Raw genomic sequence first — 19,320 nt, 5'->3', positions numbered from 1 at the left:
TTTAACTAATTCGCATAGTTAAAAAAATCAGCACAATCCTGATTAATTGGTTTGGTCAATGGGCTTTTATAATTCAATATCCTGCTAGTTTTCCATAGAATATATTCATTAATTTTGGTTAGAGTTTGTTTCCAAAAAAAGCGCCTTGAAATCATCAAGGCGCTTTAATTATTTATAAATTTCTTCTGCTTCAATGTAAAACATGAAACAAAAAAACTATTCTTTAGGTTTCGTTAGATAATAAACTGGAATACCTGTCAGCATAATCAAAACTCCCCATCCGCAGGTTGAAAATTTTGTAATTAATAACGAGATACAAATTGCTGTCGCTGTAATGATGTAAAGCATTGGTAAAAACGGATATCCAAAAGCTCTATAAGGTCTTTCAACATCTGGCATTTTTTTACGCAAAATGAAGATTCCATAAATTGTTAGAATATAAAAAATCAGAACAATTATAATTACAAAGTCTAACAAATCACCATATTTTCCTGTAAGACACAAAGCCGAGGCCCAGATACATTGTGCCCAAAGTGCCCAAGCTGGCACGCTTGACTTGTTTAAAACAGCCGCTTTTTTGAAAAACAATCCATCTTTTGCCATGGTATAATACACTCTTGCTCCCGCCATAATTAACCCGTTATTGCAGGCAAAAGTCGAAATCATAATCATTATGGCGATAATCAGTGTTCCAATATTTCCAAAAATATATTGTGCCGCCACCACAGCAATACGATCCGATTTTGCTGTCGCTATTTCATCAAAAGGAACAACCGCCAGATACATAATATTCGTTAAAACATAAATTATTGTTACAATAAAAGTTCCTAGAAATAAACTCAATCCAACATTACGTTTTGGATTTTTAATTTCACCAGCAATAAAAGTAACACCGTTCCAAGCATCACTTGAGAACAAAGAGCCAACCATCGCAGCGGAAATCCCAGAAATTAATGCCGTTCCACTTATTGGTAACCAAGAACCACTGTCCTTATCAAATGTACGGGTAATCCATCCATCTGCCCAGTTGGCTTCCCAAATAGAAGCTTTTGCGCCAAGCGTTAATCCAAAAACTACTAGTCCAAGCAAAGACAAAATTTTAATGATTGTTAAAACTGTCTGTAAAATTTTACCATCTTTTACGCCGCGACTATTGATATAACTCAATAAAATAATAGTAAAAATAGACACTAACTGTGCTGCATTGAGTTTAAAAGAACCTAATTCATACAATATATTTTCATCACTAAAAGGTTCATACAGATAGGCTGCAAACTTTGAAAAAGCTACTCCAACAGCAGCAATTGTTCCAGTTTGGATTACGGCAAAAAAGCTCCATCCGTACAAAAAAGCAATAAGTTTATTATATGCTTCTTTTAAATAAACATACTGTCCACCTGCTTTTGGAAACATAGCGCTCAATTCGCCATAACTTACAGCGGCAATAATTGTAATTAATCCAGAAATCAGCCAGATAAGCGTCAGCCATCCTGCTGATCCGACTTGTCTGGCAATATCGGCACTTACAATAAAGATCCCAGATCCTATCATAGAACCTACTACAAGCATGGTTCCGTCTAATAATCCGAGTTCTCTTTTAAAATTTTCTTGGTCGTTTTCTTGCATTTTTATTGGTTTAGTGTTGGTTAAAGATATACTTTTTTTCAACAGTTTAGATTTTAGATCATAGATTTCAGATTACTAAAGTCTTTTTGGGCGTATCCCTCTGGGTCGGGCTATCCACTATATCTTTTATGGCGAACCCCGCCATAAAAGGATGCCGTTTCTATCCCTTACGCAAACTCATTTTCAGAAGAAATTTTCAATAAATTATTTGAGATAAAGTTTTATTTTTATTCAATGGAAAACCACGAATTATTAATCAATAAAATTGCTCAAAACAAAATTGATTTCGATTTTGGAGTTCAGCTTTTATTGGATAACAATTATTCTTTCGAAGAACTTTTTAAAACACTTCATCTTTATATTTTCAATTCCATTCCAAACAAAACAGATTACAATTCACAAGTGTATCAAATGGCATTACATACAATTCCATTAAAACCAACTTATACACCTATTGTGATTCTTAAAAGTTTTCCAACAAAAAATGCTTTTAATAAATTGGCTTCACTTCCTGAAAATGAAAATCGAAAAATAATAATTTCATTACTTTGGATTTTTAAAATTACTGATACAGAAAGAAGGAATACCGAGTGTAGAAATGGGTGCGGTCATTTTTGGCATGAGCTTGAATAACTTTAAAATTCAACTTTTCAAAGGTTTAATAGATTTAAATCCTTAATTTTATTTCAGAATTATCACACAGAATATTGTTTCTCATTTTAAACTTCAAACTCATGAAAAAAGTCAATTTTGCTCTTTTATTCTTTTTCGCTGTAGTAAGTATGTCTGCCCAAGATATTACGGGTAACTGGAAAGGTGTTCTAAAAGTTCCTGGTGCAGAACTAAATCTTGTGCTACATATTACAAAATCAGAAAACAAATTAACCGCTACTTTAGACAGTCCTGATCAGAAAGCACTTGGAATACCTGTTACTTCAACCACGTTTGAAAATTCAACATTAAAATTTACTGTTGATAATCTAACAATCGAATACGAAGGAGTTCTTGACAAGAATCAAATTATTACAGGAACATTTAAGCAAATGGGACAATCTCTTCCTTTAGTTTTTACACGTTAAAGTTTTTTTTTTAACTTTAAATAAAAACAATAATTATGACTTGGGATCCAAAAAAATACAATGAATTTAAAGAAGAACGTTCGAAACCTTTTGACGATCTGACAAGTCATATTATCGATAAGCCCAACCTAAAAGTCATTGACTTAGGATGCGGAACTGGTGAACTAACCAAGAAACTATCCGAAAAATTAACTAATCCAACAGTTCTTGGAATAGATAACTCAGCTGAAATGCTGGCCAAAGCTCCTATTCAAACAAATCTTCAATTTGAAGAAAAACCAATTTTAGAGCAGCTAAACGATACAGTCAAATGGGATCTTATTTTTTCAAACGCAGCATTACAATGGATTGACAATCATTATGAACTTTTTCCAAAGCTTATTTCCCGTCTAAATTCAGGTGGACAACTGGCAGTTCAAATGCCTCAGCAGAATGAAAATATTCTCAATAAAATACTTTTAAACTTGGTACAGGAAGAACCTTTCGCTTCTTATTTAAATAATTGGACAAGGCCTTCGCCAGTTCTGACTTTAGATGAGTATGCTAAAATCCTTTTTGAAAATGGCGGAGAAGATTTGGTCATATACGAAAAAGTATATCCTATTATTTCTACCGCCCAAGATGACTTTTTCGATTTTATTTCCGGCTCCGCTTTAACCGTTTATCAAGAGCGTTTAAAAGAAGGCGAATTTGAAGAATTAACTGCTGAATTTAAAAAAAGAATAAACACTTATTTTCCAAATGTTCCTGCCATTTATGCCTTCAGAAGACTAATCATTTATGCCAAATTTTAATCAATTAATTGAGACAGACAAAACCTCAACTTCTTTTTTTTACTTTCTATTTTTTGTCTTTTATTCACTTCCAGATTTGGAAAGTCAAAATCTAATTCGACTTCAATAAAAGATATAAACAACATAAATAACTACCAAACAAGATGTTAAACAAAAAAGAATTAGTTTAAAAAATTTTCAATTTGAACTCATTTTTTTGTAAAACTTATAAGATAAATTTAACTATATTTGAGAGAATCATTCCAAATCTATTTTTTAAGCGCCGATAATTTTAACAAGTGTTTAATTTAAATTTTAAACAACCTTTCCCAAATAAGATTGTTTTCAGATTAAAAAAAAGCACATAAAGACACTTTATTATTAACCTACTAATTATAAGATTATGTCTAAGTTACAAGCTTTAAAAAACTTTCGTTTTCCGAATGTTTTCATTCTTATTCTAATCGTTTTTATTTCCTGTGCGTTACTCATCTGCATCAATTTTTTTACCATTAAAATTTTATCGGCAAACCGGGCTTACGTCAATGGAGAATCTCATTATTCTAAAGGACAAAAAGATGCATCGAGACATCTTATTAGTTATCTATATACACAAAATCCAAATCAGTGGAAATCATTTCTTGAGGAAATAAAAGTGCCACAGGGAGATGGAATTGCACGCATCACTTTGCTAAAAGCAGGAGACAATCAAGTGGCCAGAAAAGGTTTTTTAACTGGCCGAAATCATGAAGACGACTTGGATGATGTAATCTGGCTTTTTGACAACTTTAAAAATGTTTCTTTTTTATCTAAGGCTATTCACGAATGGGGGAAAGGCGACAAACAAATTGTTAAGCTTTTTGTAATTGGCCAACAAATTCACGCTAAAATAGATCGTGAAATTTTGACTGGTACAGATCAAAAAAAGTTTATGAAAGAAATTAGTATAATTAGTGATCAATTAACTATTAATGAACGAAATTTCTCAAATACATTAGGAGAAGGAACACGAAAAATCAAAGACTTATTAATTTTTACCAATATCTTCTTCATCTTGGTCATAATCTGCAGTGTATGCCTGTATTATTCCATTATGGTAAAAAGGCTTGTTGTTTCTAAAAAAGAAACTGAGGCTAAAAATGAGAACTTAATAATTGTAAACAAAGAACTAGATCGTTTTGTTTACAGTGCTTCACACGATTTGAGGTCTCCAATCACTTCTTTAAAAGGCTTAATCGAAATTACAGCCTTAGAGGATGATGTAAATCAGATTCGAAATTATCTTCAAATGATGCATGAAAGTCTGGCTCGTCAAGATCAATTTATCAGTGACATCATTGATTATTCTAAGAACAAAAGAAAAGAAATAATCATAGAGCTCGTTAGTTTAAAGGAATTGTTTAACGAAGCTATTTTACAATTAATGCATATTGAAAATGCCAGTAGAATCAAATTCACTCAGGAGCTTCAAGTAGATCAAATTGAGAGTGACGGCCTTCGTTTGAAAATCATTATCAACAATCTAATTTCAAACGCTATAAAATATGCCGATTGCAGTAAACAAGAAATGTTTATTACTATTAAAACCTACTTCAGTGAAGGTTTAAATAAAATTGAAATCGCAGATAACGGAATCGGAATTCATGACGAACATAAAGAAAATATTTTTGATATGTACTTTGGAACTAACAAAAATAAAGGTTCCGGATTAGGCTTATATATTGTCAAAGAAGCCGTCGAAAATATCAAAGGAGACATTTTTGTTTTTTCGGAAAGCAATGTCGGAAGTAAATTTATTGTAACTATACCTAACTCACATGCCGTTTAGATCTCAATTTATCATCATAGAAGACAACCTAATTGATCAGTTTGTCACTAAAAAATTACTTAAAAAAGGATTAGATATTAATCCACTTTACACTGCTAATAATGGAAAAGAAGGTATTGACTGGCTTATAAAGAATCCAAATCATCATTCCTTGATTATTCTTTTAGACATTCAAATGCCTATTATGAATGGTTTTGAGTTTTTAGATGAATTTGCTAAACTGCCAGAAATGATAAAAGATAGAATTGAAATTTTTGTACTTTCTTCTACTTTAGATAGTGACGAAATTAGGAAAGTAAAAGAAAATAAGTATGTTTCTGATTTCTGGAATAAACCTTTCAGACTGGAATTATTGCAAAAGACTTTTGTTTAAAAATTATTCTAAAACACGATTTACTTGAGAAAATGATCTAGTGTAATAAGGTTCTTTTGTAGAGGAGATTATTACACCTCCGTGTGTTGATGAATGGACAAATTTAATTTCCCCATCGATATTTTCAACGACCATACCAACATGATTTATATGACGTCTTCCGTTGGTTTTAAAGAAAATTAAATCTCCTTTTTGAGCTTCGTCTGAAGCTACCTTAGTTCCTATTCGAGATTGTTCTATTGAACTTCTTGGCAGTTTAATATCGAAGTTACCAAAAGTACAGAACATTAATCCTGAACAATCAAAACCTGCTTTTGTAGTACCGCCAGAACGATAACGTGTTCCGATATTTTCAGTTGCACTTGCTATAAGCTGATCGATTAATTCTGAGTGAGATCCTGTTGATACTTTTACAAAAGTAGAATCTCTTTTTATTTCTGGCGCCGTTTCTGCTATTTGAACTGGAGAAGAAACAACCGTTTCATTAATTGTTTGCCCTGCTTGAGCTGCTTGAATTGCATCTGCTTTTTCTTTTGGAACACGGATTCTTAGAAGATATCCAACTGGCACTTTCCCTTTAATTGAAGGATTTTGGCGCTCTAATTCTGCCACCGTAATTCCATATTCTTTAGAAATGCCATACTTTGTTTCTTTAGCTTTAACCTCTCTAAACAATTCTACATCTGTTGAAACAATTTCTGGAACATCCTGATTTTGTTTTTCATCAACCGAAGCAATTGTATTGGAAGGAATGGCAATCTGTTGTCCTATTTTCAACCCCTCTGTTTCCAAAAGTGGGTTTGTTTTTTTCAAATCATCAACAGAAACATTGTATTTTTTTGAAATTCCCCAAAGTGTTTCTTTAGCAGCCACTTCATGTGTTCCAGAAGAAGTATTATTAGAAGAAGTATTATTTAAAGCAAGTTCAGTAGTTTTAGGCTTCGCCTTAGAAGTGCTTTTATTTTTATTAGGAATTAAAAGCGTCGAATTTAGTTTTAAGATTTTAGGAGCATTTGGGTTAGCATCGGTAATCTCTTTTACTTTTACCCCATATTTTTTAGCAATAACAGAAAGGTTTTCTCCTTTTGAAATTTTGTGCTTTACAAAGTTTTCCTGTGCGAAGGCTCCAAAACTAAAAAAAAACAGTACTATTATTATCCTATAAACCATATTTCTTGAATTACATTTTTATTACTATTTCAAGAGCTCAAAAACATTAATTTTTAAACTCAAAAAAATCATTTTTATTACGTGCATGGCGAATTTAACTTTTTAAAGTAAAAAAACCTCGTTTTTTAACAACTAATTTTTGTCAAAAGCTCAAATTTAAAGCTTAGTTAATATCTAAAAAAGCTTCTTAACTGAATTTCAAAACTTTATAATTAGAGGTGAATTTTCTCTAAAAATTGATCTAAAATAAAAAACGCTCCGTTTCCACAGAGCGTTTTGAGTTATAATTGAAACTTAAAAATTAAGCTTTTCCAGCCGCAATTAAGTTTAATGCAGACCCAGCCACAAACCAACCAATCTGCCCAGCATTGTAAGTATGATTTGCCAAGATAATGTCTTTTGTACCATTTACATGGACAAACTCTAATGTTAATGGTTTTCCTGGAGCAAACTCTGTTAAATCCAAGAAATTGATTGTATCGTCTTCCTCTATTTTATCATAATCTGCTTCGTTTGCAAAAGTCAATCCTAAAAGCCCTTGTTTTTTAAGGTTTGTTTCATGGATACGAGCAAATGATTTAACTAACACAGCTTTCACTCCTAAGAAACGAGGTTCCATAGCCGCATGTTCACGAGAAGAACCTTCTCCGTAGTTATGATCTCCAACCACAATAGACGGTACTCCAGCTGCTTTATAAGCTCTTGCTACAGCAGGCACAGCATCATATTGTCCAGATAATTGATTTTTAACCGAATTTGTTTTTTGATTGTAAGCATTCACAGCACCAATCAACATATTATTAGAAATATTATCTAAGTGTCCACGGAAACGCAACCACGGCCCTGCCATGGAAATATGGTCGGTTGTACATTTTCCGAATGCTTTGATTAACAATTTTGCACCTGTGATATTTTTACCGTCCCAGGCATCAAATGGAGCTAATAATTGTAAACGTTCAGAAGTTGGATTAACCACTACCTGAACTCCTGAACCATCAGCAGCCGGAGCCTGAAATCCTGGATCTTCTGCATAAAAACCTTTAGCAGGAAGTTCATCTCCAGTTGGAGCATCCAACATTACTTCTTCTCCATCTTCATTAATCAACTTATCTGTTAAAGGATTAAAACTTAAATCACCCGCAATAGCCATTGCGGTTACCAATTCTGGAGATCCCACAAATGCTAATGTATTAGGGTTACCATCTGCACGTTTCGAAAAGTTACGATTGAAAGAGTGAACGATTGTGTTTCTTTCTTCTTTCTCTGCTCCTTCTCTGTCCCACATACCAATACATGGTCCGCAGGCATTTGCAAAAACAGTTGCTCCAATTTTATGAAATGTATCAATAAATCCGTCTCTTTCTATAGTCGAACGAACTACTTCAGAACCTGGAGTAATAGTAAACTCCGCTTTTGTTTTTAAGTTTTTAGCAGCAACTTGTCTTGCTAAAGAAGCTGCACGAGAAATATCTTCATAAGAAGAGTTTGTACAAGAACCAATTAAACCAACTTGAATTTGCAATGGCCAGTTATTTTTGATTGCTTCTTCTTTCATTTTAGAAATTGGAGTTGCTAAATCTGGTGTAAATGGCCCATTTAAATGTGGCTCTAATTGAGATAAGTTAATTTCAATAACCTGATCAAAATATTGTTCTGGATTTGCATACACTTCAGGATCCCCTGTTAAGTATGGAGCAATTTTATCTGCTGCATCTGCAACTTCAGCACGATTTGTAGAACGAAGGTAACGCCCCATTGATGCATCGTAACCAAAAGTTGAAGTTGTTGCTCCAATTTCTGCTCCCATATTACAAATTGTCCCTTTTCCTGTGCAAGACATTGCTGTTGCTCCTTCGCCAAAATATTCAACAATAGCACCAGTTCCTCCTTTTACAGTCAAAATACCAGCCACTTTCAAAATAACATCTTTCGGAGCAGTCCAGCCTGATAATTTACCAGTTAATTTAACTCCGATTAATTTAGGAAACTTAAGCTCCCAGGCCATTCCTGACATTACATCAACAGCATCGGCTCCACCAACACCAATTGCCACCATTCCTAAACCACCTGCGTTTACAGTATGAGAATCGGTACCAATCATCATTCCGCCTGGGAAAGCATAATTTTCAAGCACCACTTGGTGGATAATTCCTGCTCCCGGTTTCCAAAAGCCAATTCCGTATTTATTCGAAACCGATGATAAGAAATCAAAGACCTCATTACTTTGCGTCTTTGCTCTGGCCAAATCGGTTGCAGCGTCTATTTTTGCTTGAATCAAGTGATCACAATGAACAGTAGTTGGAACTGCTACTTTAGATTTTCCAGCATGCATAAACTGCAGTAATGCCATTTGTGCTGTTGCATCTTGACAAGCCACACGATCTGGTGCAAAATCAACGTAATCAACTCCTCTCTTAAACACCTGAGACGGCATTCCGTCCCAAAGATGATTGTATAAAATTTTCTCAGTTAAAGTAAGTGGACGTCCAACAAGCTCACGTGCTTTATCAACACGTGAAGGCATGTTCTCATACACTTTCTTAATCATTTCGATATCAAAAGCCATAAGTCTTGTAATTTGTTTGTTTTCTGTTTTTTTTGAACTTTCTAAGTTACAAAAAATAGAGGAGGTATAAAAGAAAAAGCCCGAGTTTATTAGCTCGGGCTTTTGATATATCAATAATCGTAAGATTACATAACTAACGATTTGTTTGAAGGCGCAAACTTAGTTAAGTTAATACCATCAACTGCCGCAGTGTACTCTTCAATAGTAGGAGTTCTTCCTAAAATTGTAGACAATACCACAACTGGAGTAGAAGAAAGAAGAGACTCTCCTTTTTTACCTTCTTTATCTTCTACAACTCTTCCTTGGAAAAGACGAGTTGAAGTTGCCATTACTGTATCTCCTTTTGCTGCTTTTTCTTGGTTACCCATACAAAGGTTACAGCCTGGACGCTCTAAATATAACATGTTTTCATATTCTGTACGAGCTGCACCTTTTGGAGCATCATCATTAAATTCGAAACCAGAATATTTTTGTAAAACTTCCCAGTCTCCTTCAGCTTTAAGTTCATCTACAATGTTGTATGTTGGTGGCGCTACGACAAGCGGCGCTTTAAACTCCACTTTACCTGTTTGTGCTTCAACATTTTTCAACATTTGAGCAAGGATTTTCATATCTCCTTTGTGAACCATACAAGATCCGATAAATCCAAGATCTACTTTTTTATCTCCTCCATAGAAAGATAAAGGTCTAATGGTATCGTGAGTATATCTTTTAGAAACATCAGCATTATTTACATCTGGATCCGCGATCATTGGCTCTGAAATTTGATCTAAATCAACTACAACTTCAGCATAATATTTAGCATTTGCATCTGGAGTTAAAGCTGGTTTTTCAGCCGATTTAATTTCAGTAATTCTCTTATCTGCCTTGTTGATTAATCCTTGAAGAACGTGTTTATCGTTATCCATTCCTTTATCAATCATGATCTGGATTCTGCCTTTTGCAATTTCCAATGATTCGATTAAAGTTTCATCTTCAGAAATACAGATAGAAGCTTTTGCTTTCATTTCAGCAGTCCAGTCTGTAAATGTAAACGCTTGGTCAGCAGTAAGTGTTCCAATATGAACCTCAATGATTCTTCCTTGGAATACGTTTTCTCCTCCAAATTGGTGAAGCATTTGCGCTTGAGTAGCATGAACCACATCACGGAAGTCCATATACCCTTTCATATCTCCTTTGAAAGTAACTTTTACAGATTCTGGAATTGGCATAGAAGCTTCTCCAGTTGCTAATGCAAGAGCCACAGTTCCTGAGTCAGCACCAAAAGCAACTCCTTTTGACATTCTGGTGTGAGAGTCACCACCAATAATGATAGCCCACTCATCAATCGTAATATCGTTAAGTACTTTGTGAATTACGTCTGTCATTGAATGATAAACACCTTTCGGGTCACGAGCTGTGATTAAACCGAAATCGTTCATAAATTTCATCAATTTAGGAATGTTAGCCTGCGCTTTTTTATCCCAAACCGAAGCTGTGTGGCAACCTGATTGGTAAGCACCATCAACGATTGGCGAGATTACTGTAGCTGCCATAGACTCTAATTCCTGAGCTGTCATAAGACCTGTAGTATCTTGAGAACCTACAATGTTTACTTCTACACGAACATCAGAACCAGCGTGCAATACTTTTCCTGGAGCGATTCCAACAGCATTTTTGTTGAAGATTTTCTCAACTGCAGTCAAACCTTGACCTTCATGAGAAACTTCTTTTGATGGAGCATAAACTAACGGAGCCTCAACATCTAAAACTTTTGCGGCTAATGTTTGTAATTTTTTACCAAATACGATAGCATAAGAACCACCCGCTTTGATAAATTCCATTTTTTGAGGAGTAAATGCTTTAGAAATGTCGATCAATTCCTGATCTCCATTATAAAGTTTTTTCTCTTTTATATTAATAGTCAAAACAGTTCCTGTCGCAACAGAATATGTTTGCTCTAGAATTGGTTCATCGTTTTCGTTACGAATAACATTTCCTTCTGCATCTACTTTTTTAACCCAGTTTTTAAGGTCTAAACCTATACCACCAGTAACGTCAACAGTTGTCAAGAAAATTGGAGAAATTCCGTTTGTTCCTCCAACAATTGGAGCAATGTTAACAAAAGGAATATAAGGACTAGCTTGTTTTCCTGTCCAAAGTGCCACGTTATTTACACCTGACATTCTAGAAGATCCAACTCCCATTGTTCCTTTTTCAGCGATCAACATTACACTTTTATCAGGATGTTGTGCTTGTAACGCTTTAATTTCTTGCTGTGCTTGAGGCGTAATCATACACTGCCCGTGAAGTTCACGGTCTGAACGTGAGTGCGCTTGATTTCCAGGAGAAAGTAAATCTGTTGAAATATCGCCTTCACCAGCGATAAAAGTAACTACCTTAATTTCGTCAGCTACTTCTGGAAGTTTTGTAAAAAATTCAGCTTGAGCATAACTCTCAAGGATTTCTTTAGCAATTTCATTATTATTTTTGAATGCCTCTACTAAACGATCTGTATCTGCTTCGTAAAGGAAAACTTGTGTTTTAAGCACTTTTGCCGCTTCTTTCGCAATAGCAGCATCATTACCTAAAGCTAAATCCAGTAAAACTTCAATAGAAGGTCCACCTTTCATATGTGATAATAATTCAAAAGCAAAAGCTGGAGTAATTTCTTTTACTACAGATTGCCCAAGAATAATTTCTTTTAAAAATTTCGCTTTTTCACCAGCAGCACTTGTAGTACCTGGCAATGTATTGTAAATAAAAAACTTAAGAGAATCCTCTCTATATTCGTTATCTAAATCTTTGATTTGTGAAATGATTTCGCTTACTAATTCAGCTCCATCAATTGGCTTCGGATGAAGACCTAAGGCTTTTCTTTCTTCAATTTCTTGAATGTAATCTTTGTAAGTATTCATAATTAAGTAGAAGTATTTTTTTTTGTACGCAAATTTAAAGATTAAAGCTGAGAATTAAAAAAAATATAATAGAAGTCGCGTTTTCAAAAATTATTATTGTTAAAAAACGATTTTCAATGCTTGTTTTTGACAAAAAACCAATTATATATTAAAAAAATGATTTTTTCATATTTTAAAATCTTTTCTTTAACAAAGTCGAAATTTAATGTTACGAACTAAGTGAGATTTTACTTCTATTTTCACAAAGAACGGTTCTAAATAATAAATTATAACGTTATAGTTGCGATTTTAACCGACTGCTTTCTCCCTTTTTAGCTTATATTATCTACAGAAATCTTTCATTAAAAAAAAACTTCCAAAATGTTTATAATTCATTTTTTCTTATAACTTTGCAATTCAAAGTTCTTTTAAAAACATAACACTATGAAATACAAATTTGAAAAATTTAAAGAATTTACTCAAAAAGATGGAGTAACACTTAGCTTAAACGTAACATCTTTTTGCCTGCTTTTACTTAGCATAATTTTAACCGTTACAGCTTCTGGTTCACGTAGTGCAGAACCTTTATGCCAAATAAATTTGATTTTTGAATTTATATATGGCGTAACTGTTTCCTTTATGATCTTGAGAAAAAGAGAACAATATATTCATCTGATTCCTTTCTTATTTTTAAACTGGCTGATTGGATGTTTTTCTTTAAACATTTTAATTCCAATTTTTGAAAATCTGCCTGTCTGGGTTTATCTCGTTACTTTACTTTTTTGCTTTTCAAATTTTTTCATTTACAACACACAAAATAAGAGCAATACCACATTAATCCTTTTTTTTATAAATGGATTATCTTATACTATAATACTATATTACACATTATACCTGCTTCCTATATCTATAATCTCAGTAGTTACAATTTTACTTTTAGGATTAGGTTTTTATGGTTTAGTTCCTGCCCTAATTTCATTGATTCATTTGATAAAACTTGTAAAATTGTTCCATGAAGACAGTCAATACTTCATCTCATTTTGTACTGGTATTTTAAGTATACTAATTGCTTTGTTTGCTTTTGCATTCCGATTAAATAGTGAAAGTAAAAGAATCACTCAGAATCAAATTTCAAAATCATTTGATTATAATGAAGATCTGCCTGCTTACATTAGGATTTCACAACATCTAGAACCTAACTTTTTTAATGAAATTTTACTTAAAAAGGATATTGTTTATAAAAGTCAGGAGGATTTCTTTAGCCTTAGAGGTTTTGATTCATTTGGAGGCAGCCAATATAACGAAAGAAAAATTCACAATCCGTTTATCACCATTGCATATTCCTTTTGCAATAATCTCAATTTGAGTGTCAATGATCAAATTAACATACTAAAATCAAACTTCGATAAAAGGCTAGAAACTGAAGAACAATTATGGAGCGGTGAAGACTTGTTCACTAAAGAGATAAAAGAAGATGTGAAAATTTATCCTGCCTCAAGGTTAGCTTATACAGAAATTACCATAGATATTGCCTGCAAGAAAGAATCTTGGCAAGATAAGGAAGCTATCTATTCTTTTCAACTTCCTGAAGGTTCAGTAGCCACTTCGCTTTCTTTATGGGTAGACGGCATTGAACGAAAAGGAGTTTTGACCACAAAAGAAAAAGCTCAGGCCGCCTACAGACAAATTGTTGGCGTAGAAAGCCGTGACCCATCTTTAATGCAATGGAAAGAAGGAAACAAAATTGTAGTTCGCGTTTTTCCTGTAAGTTACGAAAAACCAAGAACTTTTAAATGCGGTTTTACAACTCCATTACAGACAGGCGAAACAGAAATGAAATACCAAAGTATCTCAATAAAGGGACCTAATAGCTCTAATGCTTCTACTCTTTCCCGAATTCAAATTACTGATAACACAAAAGTCAAAACCACTAAAAACTTTGAATTAAAAAATGGTTTCTACATCAATAATTCAAAAGGGCTAGAAGAATGGGAAGCTGTTTTACCTTTAAACAAAACATTCCAAACGAGTTCATTCACTTGGAAAGACAAGACCTATAAAATAAACGAAATTCAAAAAGCAATTGTTCCTTTTGTAGCATCAGAAATTATTTTAGATCTAAACAGCAATTGGAATTCAAACGAGATAGAATCTTTTGTCAATTTAGCTGGAAAGTATATTTATGTATATCAAGACAAAGAGAAAAAATCCATTAATAGAGATAATTTCAAAACCATTCAGTCCGAATTTCAAAACCTGCACTATTCATTATTACCACTTTATAAGATTACCAAAAACAGCTTAATCATTACAAAATCAAGTGCGTTTTCTGCCAATTTTGAAGAACTGAATGGATCTGAGTATTTAAATAAAATAAGAATCGGAACGCAGCAGCAAAATTTAAAAGTGATTAATCTTTCAGCAGAAATTAATCCGTTTTGGCAAACCATCAAAGAACAAAAATATGTTGATTATTATCAGACTACACTTCAAAATAGTTTAAAGATGATCCAACAAAACCAGTTTGCAGTATACAAAACAGAAGAAAACTCAGTAAATATCGAGCCTGCCGGTATTTCAATTCAAGAAACTACTAAAGAAAGTAGTTCTAAAAAAGACGGGCCAAATCATATTTACCGAATGTATGCTTTCGGAAAAGTTTTAGAAGAACAAGTAAAAATCCAGAACGATACTTTGGCTGTAAACAAATATGTTACGCTAGCCAAAGATGCCAACATTGTAACTCCTATTTCGTCTTTAATTGTCTTGGAAACCGATGAAGATTATAAAAAGAACGGAATCGAAAAGAATGTTGATACTTTAGGAAATGCCTCCATTAAAAATGACGGTGCAGTTCCAGAGCCACACGAATGGATAATGATCATTATTGGTTTAACCACACTTTTATTTTATTATCGAAAAATCAAAACTCGAAAAGCATAATGACCGTTTTGTTACAATCTTATAAGAAATCAATTGCTATTCTTGCTATTGCCACTTTATTGGTCATGAACCATACTATTGCATTAGCTGGACTGGACAATAATTTCTTCGGAATCATTTTTTCTATTTTATTATTTCTTTTTGCGGGAAGAAAAACCACTCTAAAATTGAGCTACCCTCTTCTTACAATGATTTTTTTATTGGAATTTATAAGCTACAGACTACATACAAAATCCTTGCATTTTCATGCTTTATTGCTTTTTATATGTTTTGTTTATTATAGCTTTACCAAAAGATTTTCTTTTATTGCTTTTATATGCCTCTTTTTATTTTCCTCTATTTTCGATCAATTGTTTAATTATTTAACTGTCGAAATAAAACAGACACTTTGTTACGGAGTATATTATACTTTAAAAAACTTTATCCCAATAACAAAAATAGAAGGAGTCAATTTCTACATTGATAATGCAAAGATTTCTATCGATACCGCTTGCATGGGCTTATCAATGTTTAAAACTGGATTACTTTCAGGTGCATTTTTACTGACTTTAGAAGAACGAAAACAACAAAAACATTTTAATATACTGCAAATTTTAATCTTTTGCAGTGCATTAATTATTCTGAATATAATTTCAAATTATTTCAGAATCATTACTCTGATTTTGTTCAATTGCACGGAGGAAAACATCTTACATCATACGATCGGAATTATGTGTTTTATTTTTTATCAAATCGTTCCCCTTTTATTTCTTATCCGATTTTTTATTCCAAAAAAAGATGAAATAAGCAGCAACATGATTCAGCCAAAATTTATACCGATACTATTTGCCACGGGAATTTTGTTTATGACCAGCTTAGAGATTCAAAAAGAGCAAAACTATTCTTTGTTAGAAAATCTAGATTCTTCATACAACCTTAAAAATGGTGTTTGGATAAATAATGAAGTTTTTAAAATTACAACTCCTGAGACATTAACTTACATAAAAACTCCAATTCACAAACCTTTAATCTGCTGGACAGGAAATGGGTATAAAATTATTGAATCTAAAGAAATCAGTAAAAACAATGAAAGAATATGGCTGACAAAAATGGAAAAGAACAATGTTAGCTATTTCTCTTACTGGTGGTATGAATATGATAATAAAAAGTATACTTCACTGATCACAGTTTTACTGCTAAAACTTTTCAACAACAAAACGGTACGTTTAATAAACGAGACAAGCATTAAAGAACTGAAATAAAAAAAGCCTGATTAAAAATCAGGCTTTAAATATCTTACATCAACTTCTTGATAATAACTTCTTCTGTTATTCCTTCAGCATCTGCTTTATAATTTTTAATAATTCTATGACGCAAAATTCCGGTTGCAACTGCTTGCACATCTTCAATATCAGGCGAGAACTTTCCATTAAATGCCGCATGTGCTTTTGCAGCTAAAATTAAATTCTGTGAAGCTCTTGGTCCTGCTCCCCAATCTAGATAATTTTTCACAAAATCGTTTGTCAAAGCATTATCAGGACGCGTTTTACTTACCAAAGTCACTGCATATTCAATAACGTTATCTGCAACAGGAATTCTACGGATTAAATGCTGAAAATCGATAATCTCCTGAGCCGAAAATAATGGATTAATTACCGTTTTTGAATCTGAAGTGGTTCTTTTTACCACTTGTACTTCTTCTTCAAATGTCGGGTATTCTAATTTTATGGCAAACATAAAACGGTCTAACTGAGCTTCTGGCAAAGGATATGTTCCTTCTTGTTCAATAGGGTTTTGAGTTGCTAAAACAAAATAAGGTAAATCTAATTTATGATGCTGTCCTGCAATTGTAACCGAACGTTCCTGCATCGCTTCAAGTAAAGCTGCTTGCGTTTTAGGTGGAGTCCTGTTAATCTCATCCGCTAAAATGATATTAGAAAAAATTGGTCCTTTTATAAATTTAAAATTTCTATTTTCATCTAAAATTTCACTTCCTAAAATATCAGAAGGCATTAAATCTGGTGTAAACTGAATTCTTTTAAAATCTAAACCTAAAGCTTGAGATAAAGTATTAATCATTAAAGTTTTTGCAAGTCCTGGAACACCTATCAAAAGTGCATGTCCTCCAGAAAATATACAAAGTAAAATTTGATCTACAACGGCGTCCTGCCCTACAATTATTTTCGCTATTTCTTTTTTTAATTCATTTCTTTTTTGAACTAAATTTTGAATTGCTGTTACGTCAGACATTTATGAGTGTATTTAAAATTAAAAAGAGTTAGTTTTATGAATTCATAAAACTAACTCTTTTTATTTATTTAATAAAAATTATTTTTTCAACCAGTTGTTCGCGAATTCACATTCTTTGTATTCGCCAATAATCTTGATGTAAGTATCTTTGATTTTATTATCAAACCATTTAGCAATTGCATTGATCTGCTTTTCTTTTAAAGCTAATTCTTTAATTTTTGTGTAATCTTTAGCATAATCTGCAGTGTGATCTTCGATTCGGTTTGTAACTGTAATAAGTTTATAAGTCTTTTTACCTTTATCGTCTGTATTTAAAATTGGCTGAGAAACCTCATTTCCTTTTAAATTAGAAACTTGGCTGTATAGAGTTGGATCCATTTTCGTCAATTCAAAACGAGTATCTTGAGTTGTAGGATTTACCAAAGTTCCTCCGTTTGCTCTTGTTTCTTTTTCATCAGATTCTGTTCTTGCAGCATCTGCAAATGAAATCTCATTGCCAACAATTTTATTTCTAATATTAGTAATTCTTTCTTTTGCTTCTTTTAAAGCAGCTTCAGAAACTGTTGGAGAGATCAAAATATGACGAAGTTCAACTTCCTGTCCTTTAATTTTCTCCACCATAATGATATGAAAACCAAAAGTAGTTTCAAATGGCTGTGAAATTTCTCCTGCCTGCAAACTAAAAGCAACATCTTTGAATTCTTTTACAAACGGAGTTTTTCTTGTCATTTTATAATAACCTCCATTTGGAGAAGATCCAGGATCTTGAGAATATAAAACGGCCTTTGTAGCAAAGCTAGATCCATCCAATACATCTTGTCTTATAGAATTTAATCTATCAATAACTTTCTTCTTGTCCTCTGCTGAGATTTTAGGTTCCACAACGATCTGTGCTACTTCCATTTCAGCTCCAAAAGTTGGCAAATCCTCTTTTGGTATTTTCTTAAAGAAATTACGAACTTCCTCTGGCGTAATTTCAACATCTTTAATAATCTTATCTCTCATTTCCTGAGCAAGTTTCTGCTCTTTCAAGATGTCTGCAAAATAAGTTTTAAATTCCTCTACAGAACTTTTTTTATAATATTCAACCACTTTATTGATATCTCCACCTACTTGTTGCGTCATGTAATTCAAACGCTCTTCCATCATACCTCTTACTTCGGCATCACTCACAATAATACTATCTTGAATTGCTTGGTGAGCATATAATTTATCTTCTAAAAGTTTCCCAAGCATTTGACATCTAGTAATATCTTTTATAGATCCTCCTTGCGCAGTAATTTCTAAAAACCCTTTGTCAATATCAGAATCTAAAACAATATAATCTCCCACGGTTGCAATAATTCCGTCGATTTTTAATTTCCCACCAGTAGGTGCTTCAACTGGCTTCTGAGCAACAACATCGGGAATTATTTCTTGTGCTGTGATAAATGGAGCGCAAAAAAGGAAAAAACAAATTGCTAAAGCAAACTTGTAGTCAATTGTTTTTAGCTGGAACTTTTTTAATAACATTATTTTAAATTTTATTTGAATGTAAGCCTGTTTTTAGATAATCCTCCCAAATTAGTATGTCTTAAACATAAATAATTCAAGTATAGTTCTTTTTCTAACTTATAACGAACAAAAATAACAATTCAATTACATAATACAACTATCTGATATACTATTAACAAAAAATTATGGGATACTGAGATCTTCTTCAATTAGTGTTCATTAGAAACCAGCTAAAACTTTCTGATGAACTGATTTATTGTTTAAATAAAATACTAATTATAAGCGATATAAAAAAAACTTCTCAACACTACAACGTTTTCGTTAAAAGTAATTTTCTCACAAATTAAAACCGCATCAAAAAAA

General features: G+C 32.7%; 13 protein-coding genes. 7 read left to right on the top strand and 6 right to left on the bottom strand.

Annotated elements, in window-relative coordinates; genetic code table 11:
• Positions 1-216 precede the first annotated feature (216 nt).
• On the bottom strand, positions 217-1,626 hold the full coding sequence (locus P2W65_RS10675) for an APC family permease (protein ID WP_289665464.1): 1,410 nt from the start codon (positions 1,624-1,626) through the stop codon (positions 217-219).
• A 234-nt stretch (positions 1,627-1,860) separates the two neighbouring features.
• On the opposite strand from P2W65_RS10675, the gene P2W65_RS10670 reads away from it, so the two are divergent.
• From P2W65_RS10670 to P2W65_RS10650, 5 genes are all read left to right on the top strand, one after another.
• Complete coding sequence (locus P2W65_RS10670; protein WP_289665463.1) at positions 1,861-2,259, top strand: DUF5958 family protein; 399 nt, start codon at positions 1,861-1,863, stop codon at positions 2,257-2,259.
• 101 nt (positions 2,260-2,360) lie between these two features.
• Positions 2,361-2,705: a hypothetical protein gene (locus tag P2W65_RS10665; RefSeq protein WP_289665462.1), complete on the top strand. Its 345-nt coding sequence runs from the start codon at positions 2,361-2,363 to the stop codon at positions 2,703-2,705.
• Between the two features lie 35 nt (positions 2,706-2,740).
• Positions 2,741-3,499 (top strand): methyltransferase domain-containing protein, encoded by a 759-nt coding sequence (locus P2W65_RS10660; RefSeq protein ID WP_289665461.1) that lies wholly within the window; start codon positions 2,741-2,743, stop codon positions 3,497-3,499.
• 382 nt (positions 3,500-3,881) lie between these two features.
• Positions 3,882-5,306: a sensor histidine kinase gene (locus P2W65_RS10655; protein ID WP_289665459.1), complete on the top strand. Its 1,425-nt coding sequence runs from the start codon at positions 3,882-3,884 to the stop codon at positions 5,304-5,306.
• The gene (locus P2W65_RS10650) at positions 5,296-5,679 is read left to right on the top strand and encodes a response regulator (protein WP_289665458.1); all 384 of its coding nucleotides are present in this window, start codon (positions 5,296-5,298) and stop codon (positions 5,677-5,679) included. The genes P2W65_RS10655 and P2W65_RS10650 overlap by 11 nt, the downstream gene beginning before the upstream one ends.
• A 3-nt stretch (positions 5,680-5,682) precedes the next feature.
• Here the strand turns inward: P2W65_RS10650 and P2W65_RS10645 are convergent, their stop codons facing one another.
• The 3 genes from P2W65_RS10645 to P2W65_RS10635 all read right to left on the bottom strand — a co-directional run bounded on the left by P2W65_RS10645 (position 5,683) and on the right by P2W65_RS10635 (position 12,312).
• Positions 5,683-6,849 carry a C40 family peptidase gene (locus P2W65_RS10645; protein ID WP_289665457.1) on the bottom strand — a complete coding sequence of 389 codons (1,167 nt, stop codon included), beginning with the start codon at positions 6,847-6,849 and terminating at the stop codon, positions 5,683-5,685.
• 301 nt (positions 6,850-7,150) lie between these two features.
• The gene (locus P2W65_RS10640) at positions 7,151-9,415 is read right to left on the bottom strand and encodes an aconitate hydratase (protein WP_289665456.1); all 2,265 of its coding nucleotides are present in this window, start codon (positions 9,413-9,415) and stop codon (positions 7,151-7,153) included.
• Positions 9,416-9,540: 125 nt separating this feature from the next.
• The gene (locus P2W65_RS10635; protein WP_289665455.1) at positions 9,541-12,312 is read right to left on the bottom strand and encodes a bifunctional aconitate hydratase 2/2-methylisocitrate dehydratase; all 2,772 of its coding nucleotides are present in this window, start codon (positions 12,310-12,312) and stop codon (positions 9,541-9,543) included.
• Positions 12,313-12,735: 423 nt separating this feature from the next.
• On the opposite strand from P2W65_RS10635, the gene P2W65_RS10630 reads away from it, so the two are divergent.
• Positions 12,736-15,234 carry an XrtN system VIT domain-containing protein gene (locus P2W65_RS10630; protein WP_289665454.1) on the top strand — a complete coding sequence of 833 codons (2,499 nt, stop codon included), beginning with the start codon at positions 12,736-12,738 and terminating at the stop codon, positions 15,232-15,234.
• Positions 15,234-16,475: an exosortase N gene (gene xrtN / locus P2W65_RS10625; protein ID WP_289665453.1), complete on the top strand. Its 1,242-nt coding sequence runs from the start codon at positions 15,234-15,236 to the stop codon at positions 16,473-16,475. Before P2W65_RS10630 ends, xrtN begins: the two co-directional genes overlap by 1 nt.
• A 34-nt stretch (positions 16,476-16,509) precedes the next feature.
• On the opposite strand, the gene P2W65_RS10620 is transcribed toward xrtN, so the two are convergent.
• Both P2W65_RS10620 and P2W65_RS10615 read right to left on the bottom strand, forming a co-directional pair.
• On the bottom strand, positions 16,510-17,463 hold the full coding sequence (locus P2W65_RS10620) for an AAA family ATPase (protein WP_289665451.1): 954 nt from the start codon (positions 17,461-17,463) through the stop codon (positions 16,510-16,512).
• A 78-nt stretch (positions 17,464-17,541) separates the two neighbouring features.
• Positions 17,542-18,975, bottom strand: coding sequence for a peptidylprolyl isomerase (locus P2W65_RS10615; RefSeq protein ID WP_289665450.1), 1,434 nt, complete (start codon positions 18,973-18,975; stop codon positions 17,542-17,544).
• Positions 18,976-19,320 lie beyond the last annotated feature (345 nt).

It is taken from the genome of Flavobacterium panacagri (genome assembly GCF_030378165.1).
Classification (GTDB): Bacteria; Bacteroidota; Bacteroidia; order Flavobacteriales; family Flavobacteriaceae; genus Flavobacterium; species Flavobacterium panacagri.
The sequence above is the reverse complement of the archived record's forward strand: the minus strand, read 5'-3'. Positions and strand labels throughout refer to the sequence as shown.

Coding starts and splice junctions, on each gene's coding strand:
- P2W65_RS10665 (WP_289665462.1), top strand. CDS start 2,361: ATGAAAAAAGTCAATTTTGCTCTTTTATTCTTTTTCGCTGTAGTAAGT.
- P2W65_RS10640 (WP_289665456.1), bottom strand. CDS start 9,415: ATGGCTTTTGATATCGAAATGATTAAGAAAGTGTATGAGAACATGCCT.
- P2W65_RS10650 (WP_289665458.1), top strand. CDS start 5,296: ATGCCGTTTAGATCTCAATTTATCATCATAGAAGACAACCTAATTGAT.
- P2W65_RS10655 (WP_289665459.1), top strand. CDS start 3,882: ATGTCTAAGTTACAAGCTTTAAAAAACTTTCGTTTTCCGAATGTTTTC.
- xrtN (WP_289665453.1), top strand. CDS start 15,234: ATGACCGTTTTGTTACAATCTTATAAGAAATCAATTGCTATTCTTGCT.
- P2W65_RS10630 (WP_289665454.1), top strand. CDS start 12,736: ATGAAATACAAATTTGAAAAATTTAAAGAATTTACTCAAAAAGATGGA.
- P2W65_RS10620 (WP_289665451.1), bottom strand. CDS start 17,463: ATGTCTGACGTAACAGCAATTCAAAATTTAGTTCAAAAAAGAAATGAA.
- P2W65_RS10670 (WP_289665463.1), top strand. CDS start 1,861: ATGGAAAACCACGAATTATTAATCAATAAAATTGCTCAAAACAAAATT.
- P2W65_RS10660 (WP_289665461.1), top strand. CDS start 2,741: ATGACTTGGGATCCAAAAAAATACAATGAATTTAAAGAAGAACGTTCG.
- P2W65_RS10635 (WP_289665455.1), bottom strand. CDS start 12,312: ATGAATACTTACAAAGATTACATTCAAGAAATTGAAGAAAGAAAAGCC.
- P2W65_RS10615 (WP_289665450.1), bottom strand. CDS start 18,975: ATGTTATTAAAAAAGTTCCAGCTAAAAACAATTGACTACAAGTTTGCT.
- P2W65_RS10675 (WP_289665464.1), bottom strand. CDS start 1,626: ATGCAAGAAAACGACCAAGAAAATTTTAAAAGAGAACTCGGATTATTA.
- P2W65_RS10645 (WP_289665457.1), bottom strand. CDS start 6,849: ATGGTTTATAGGATAATAATAGTACTGTTTTTTTTTAGTTTTGGAGCC.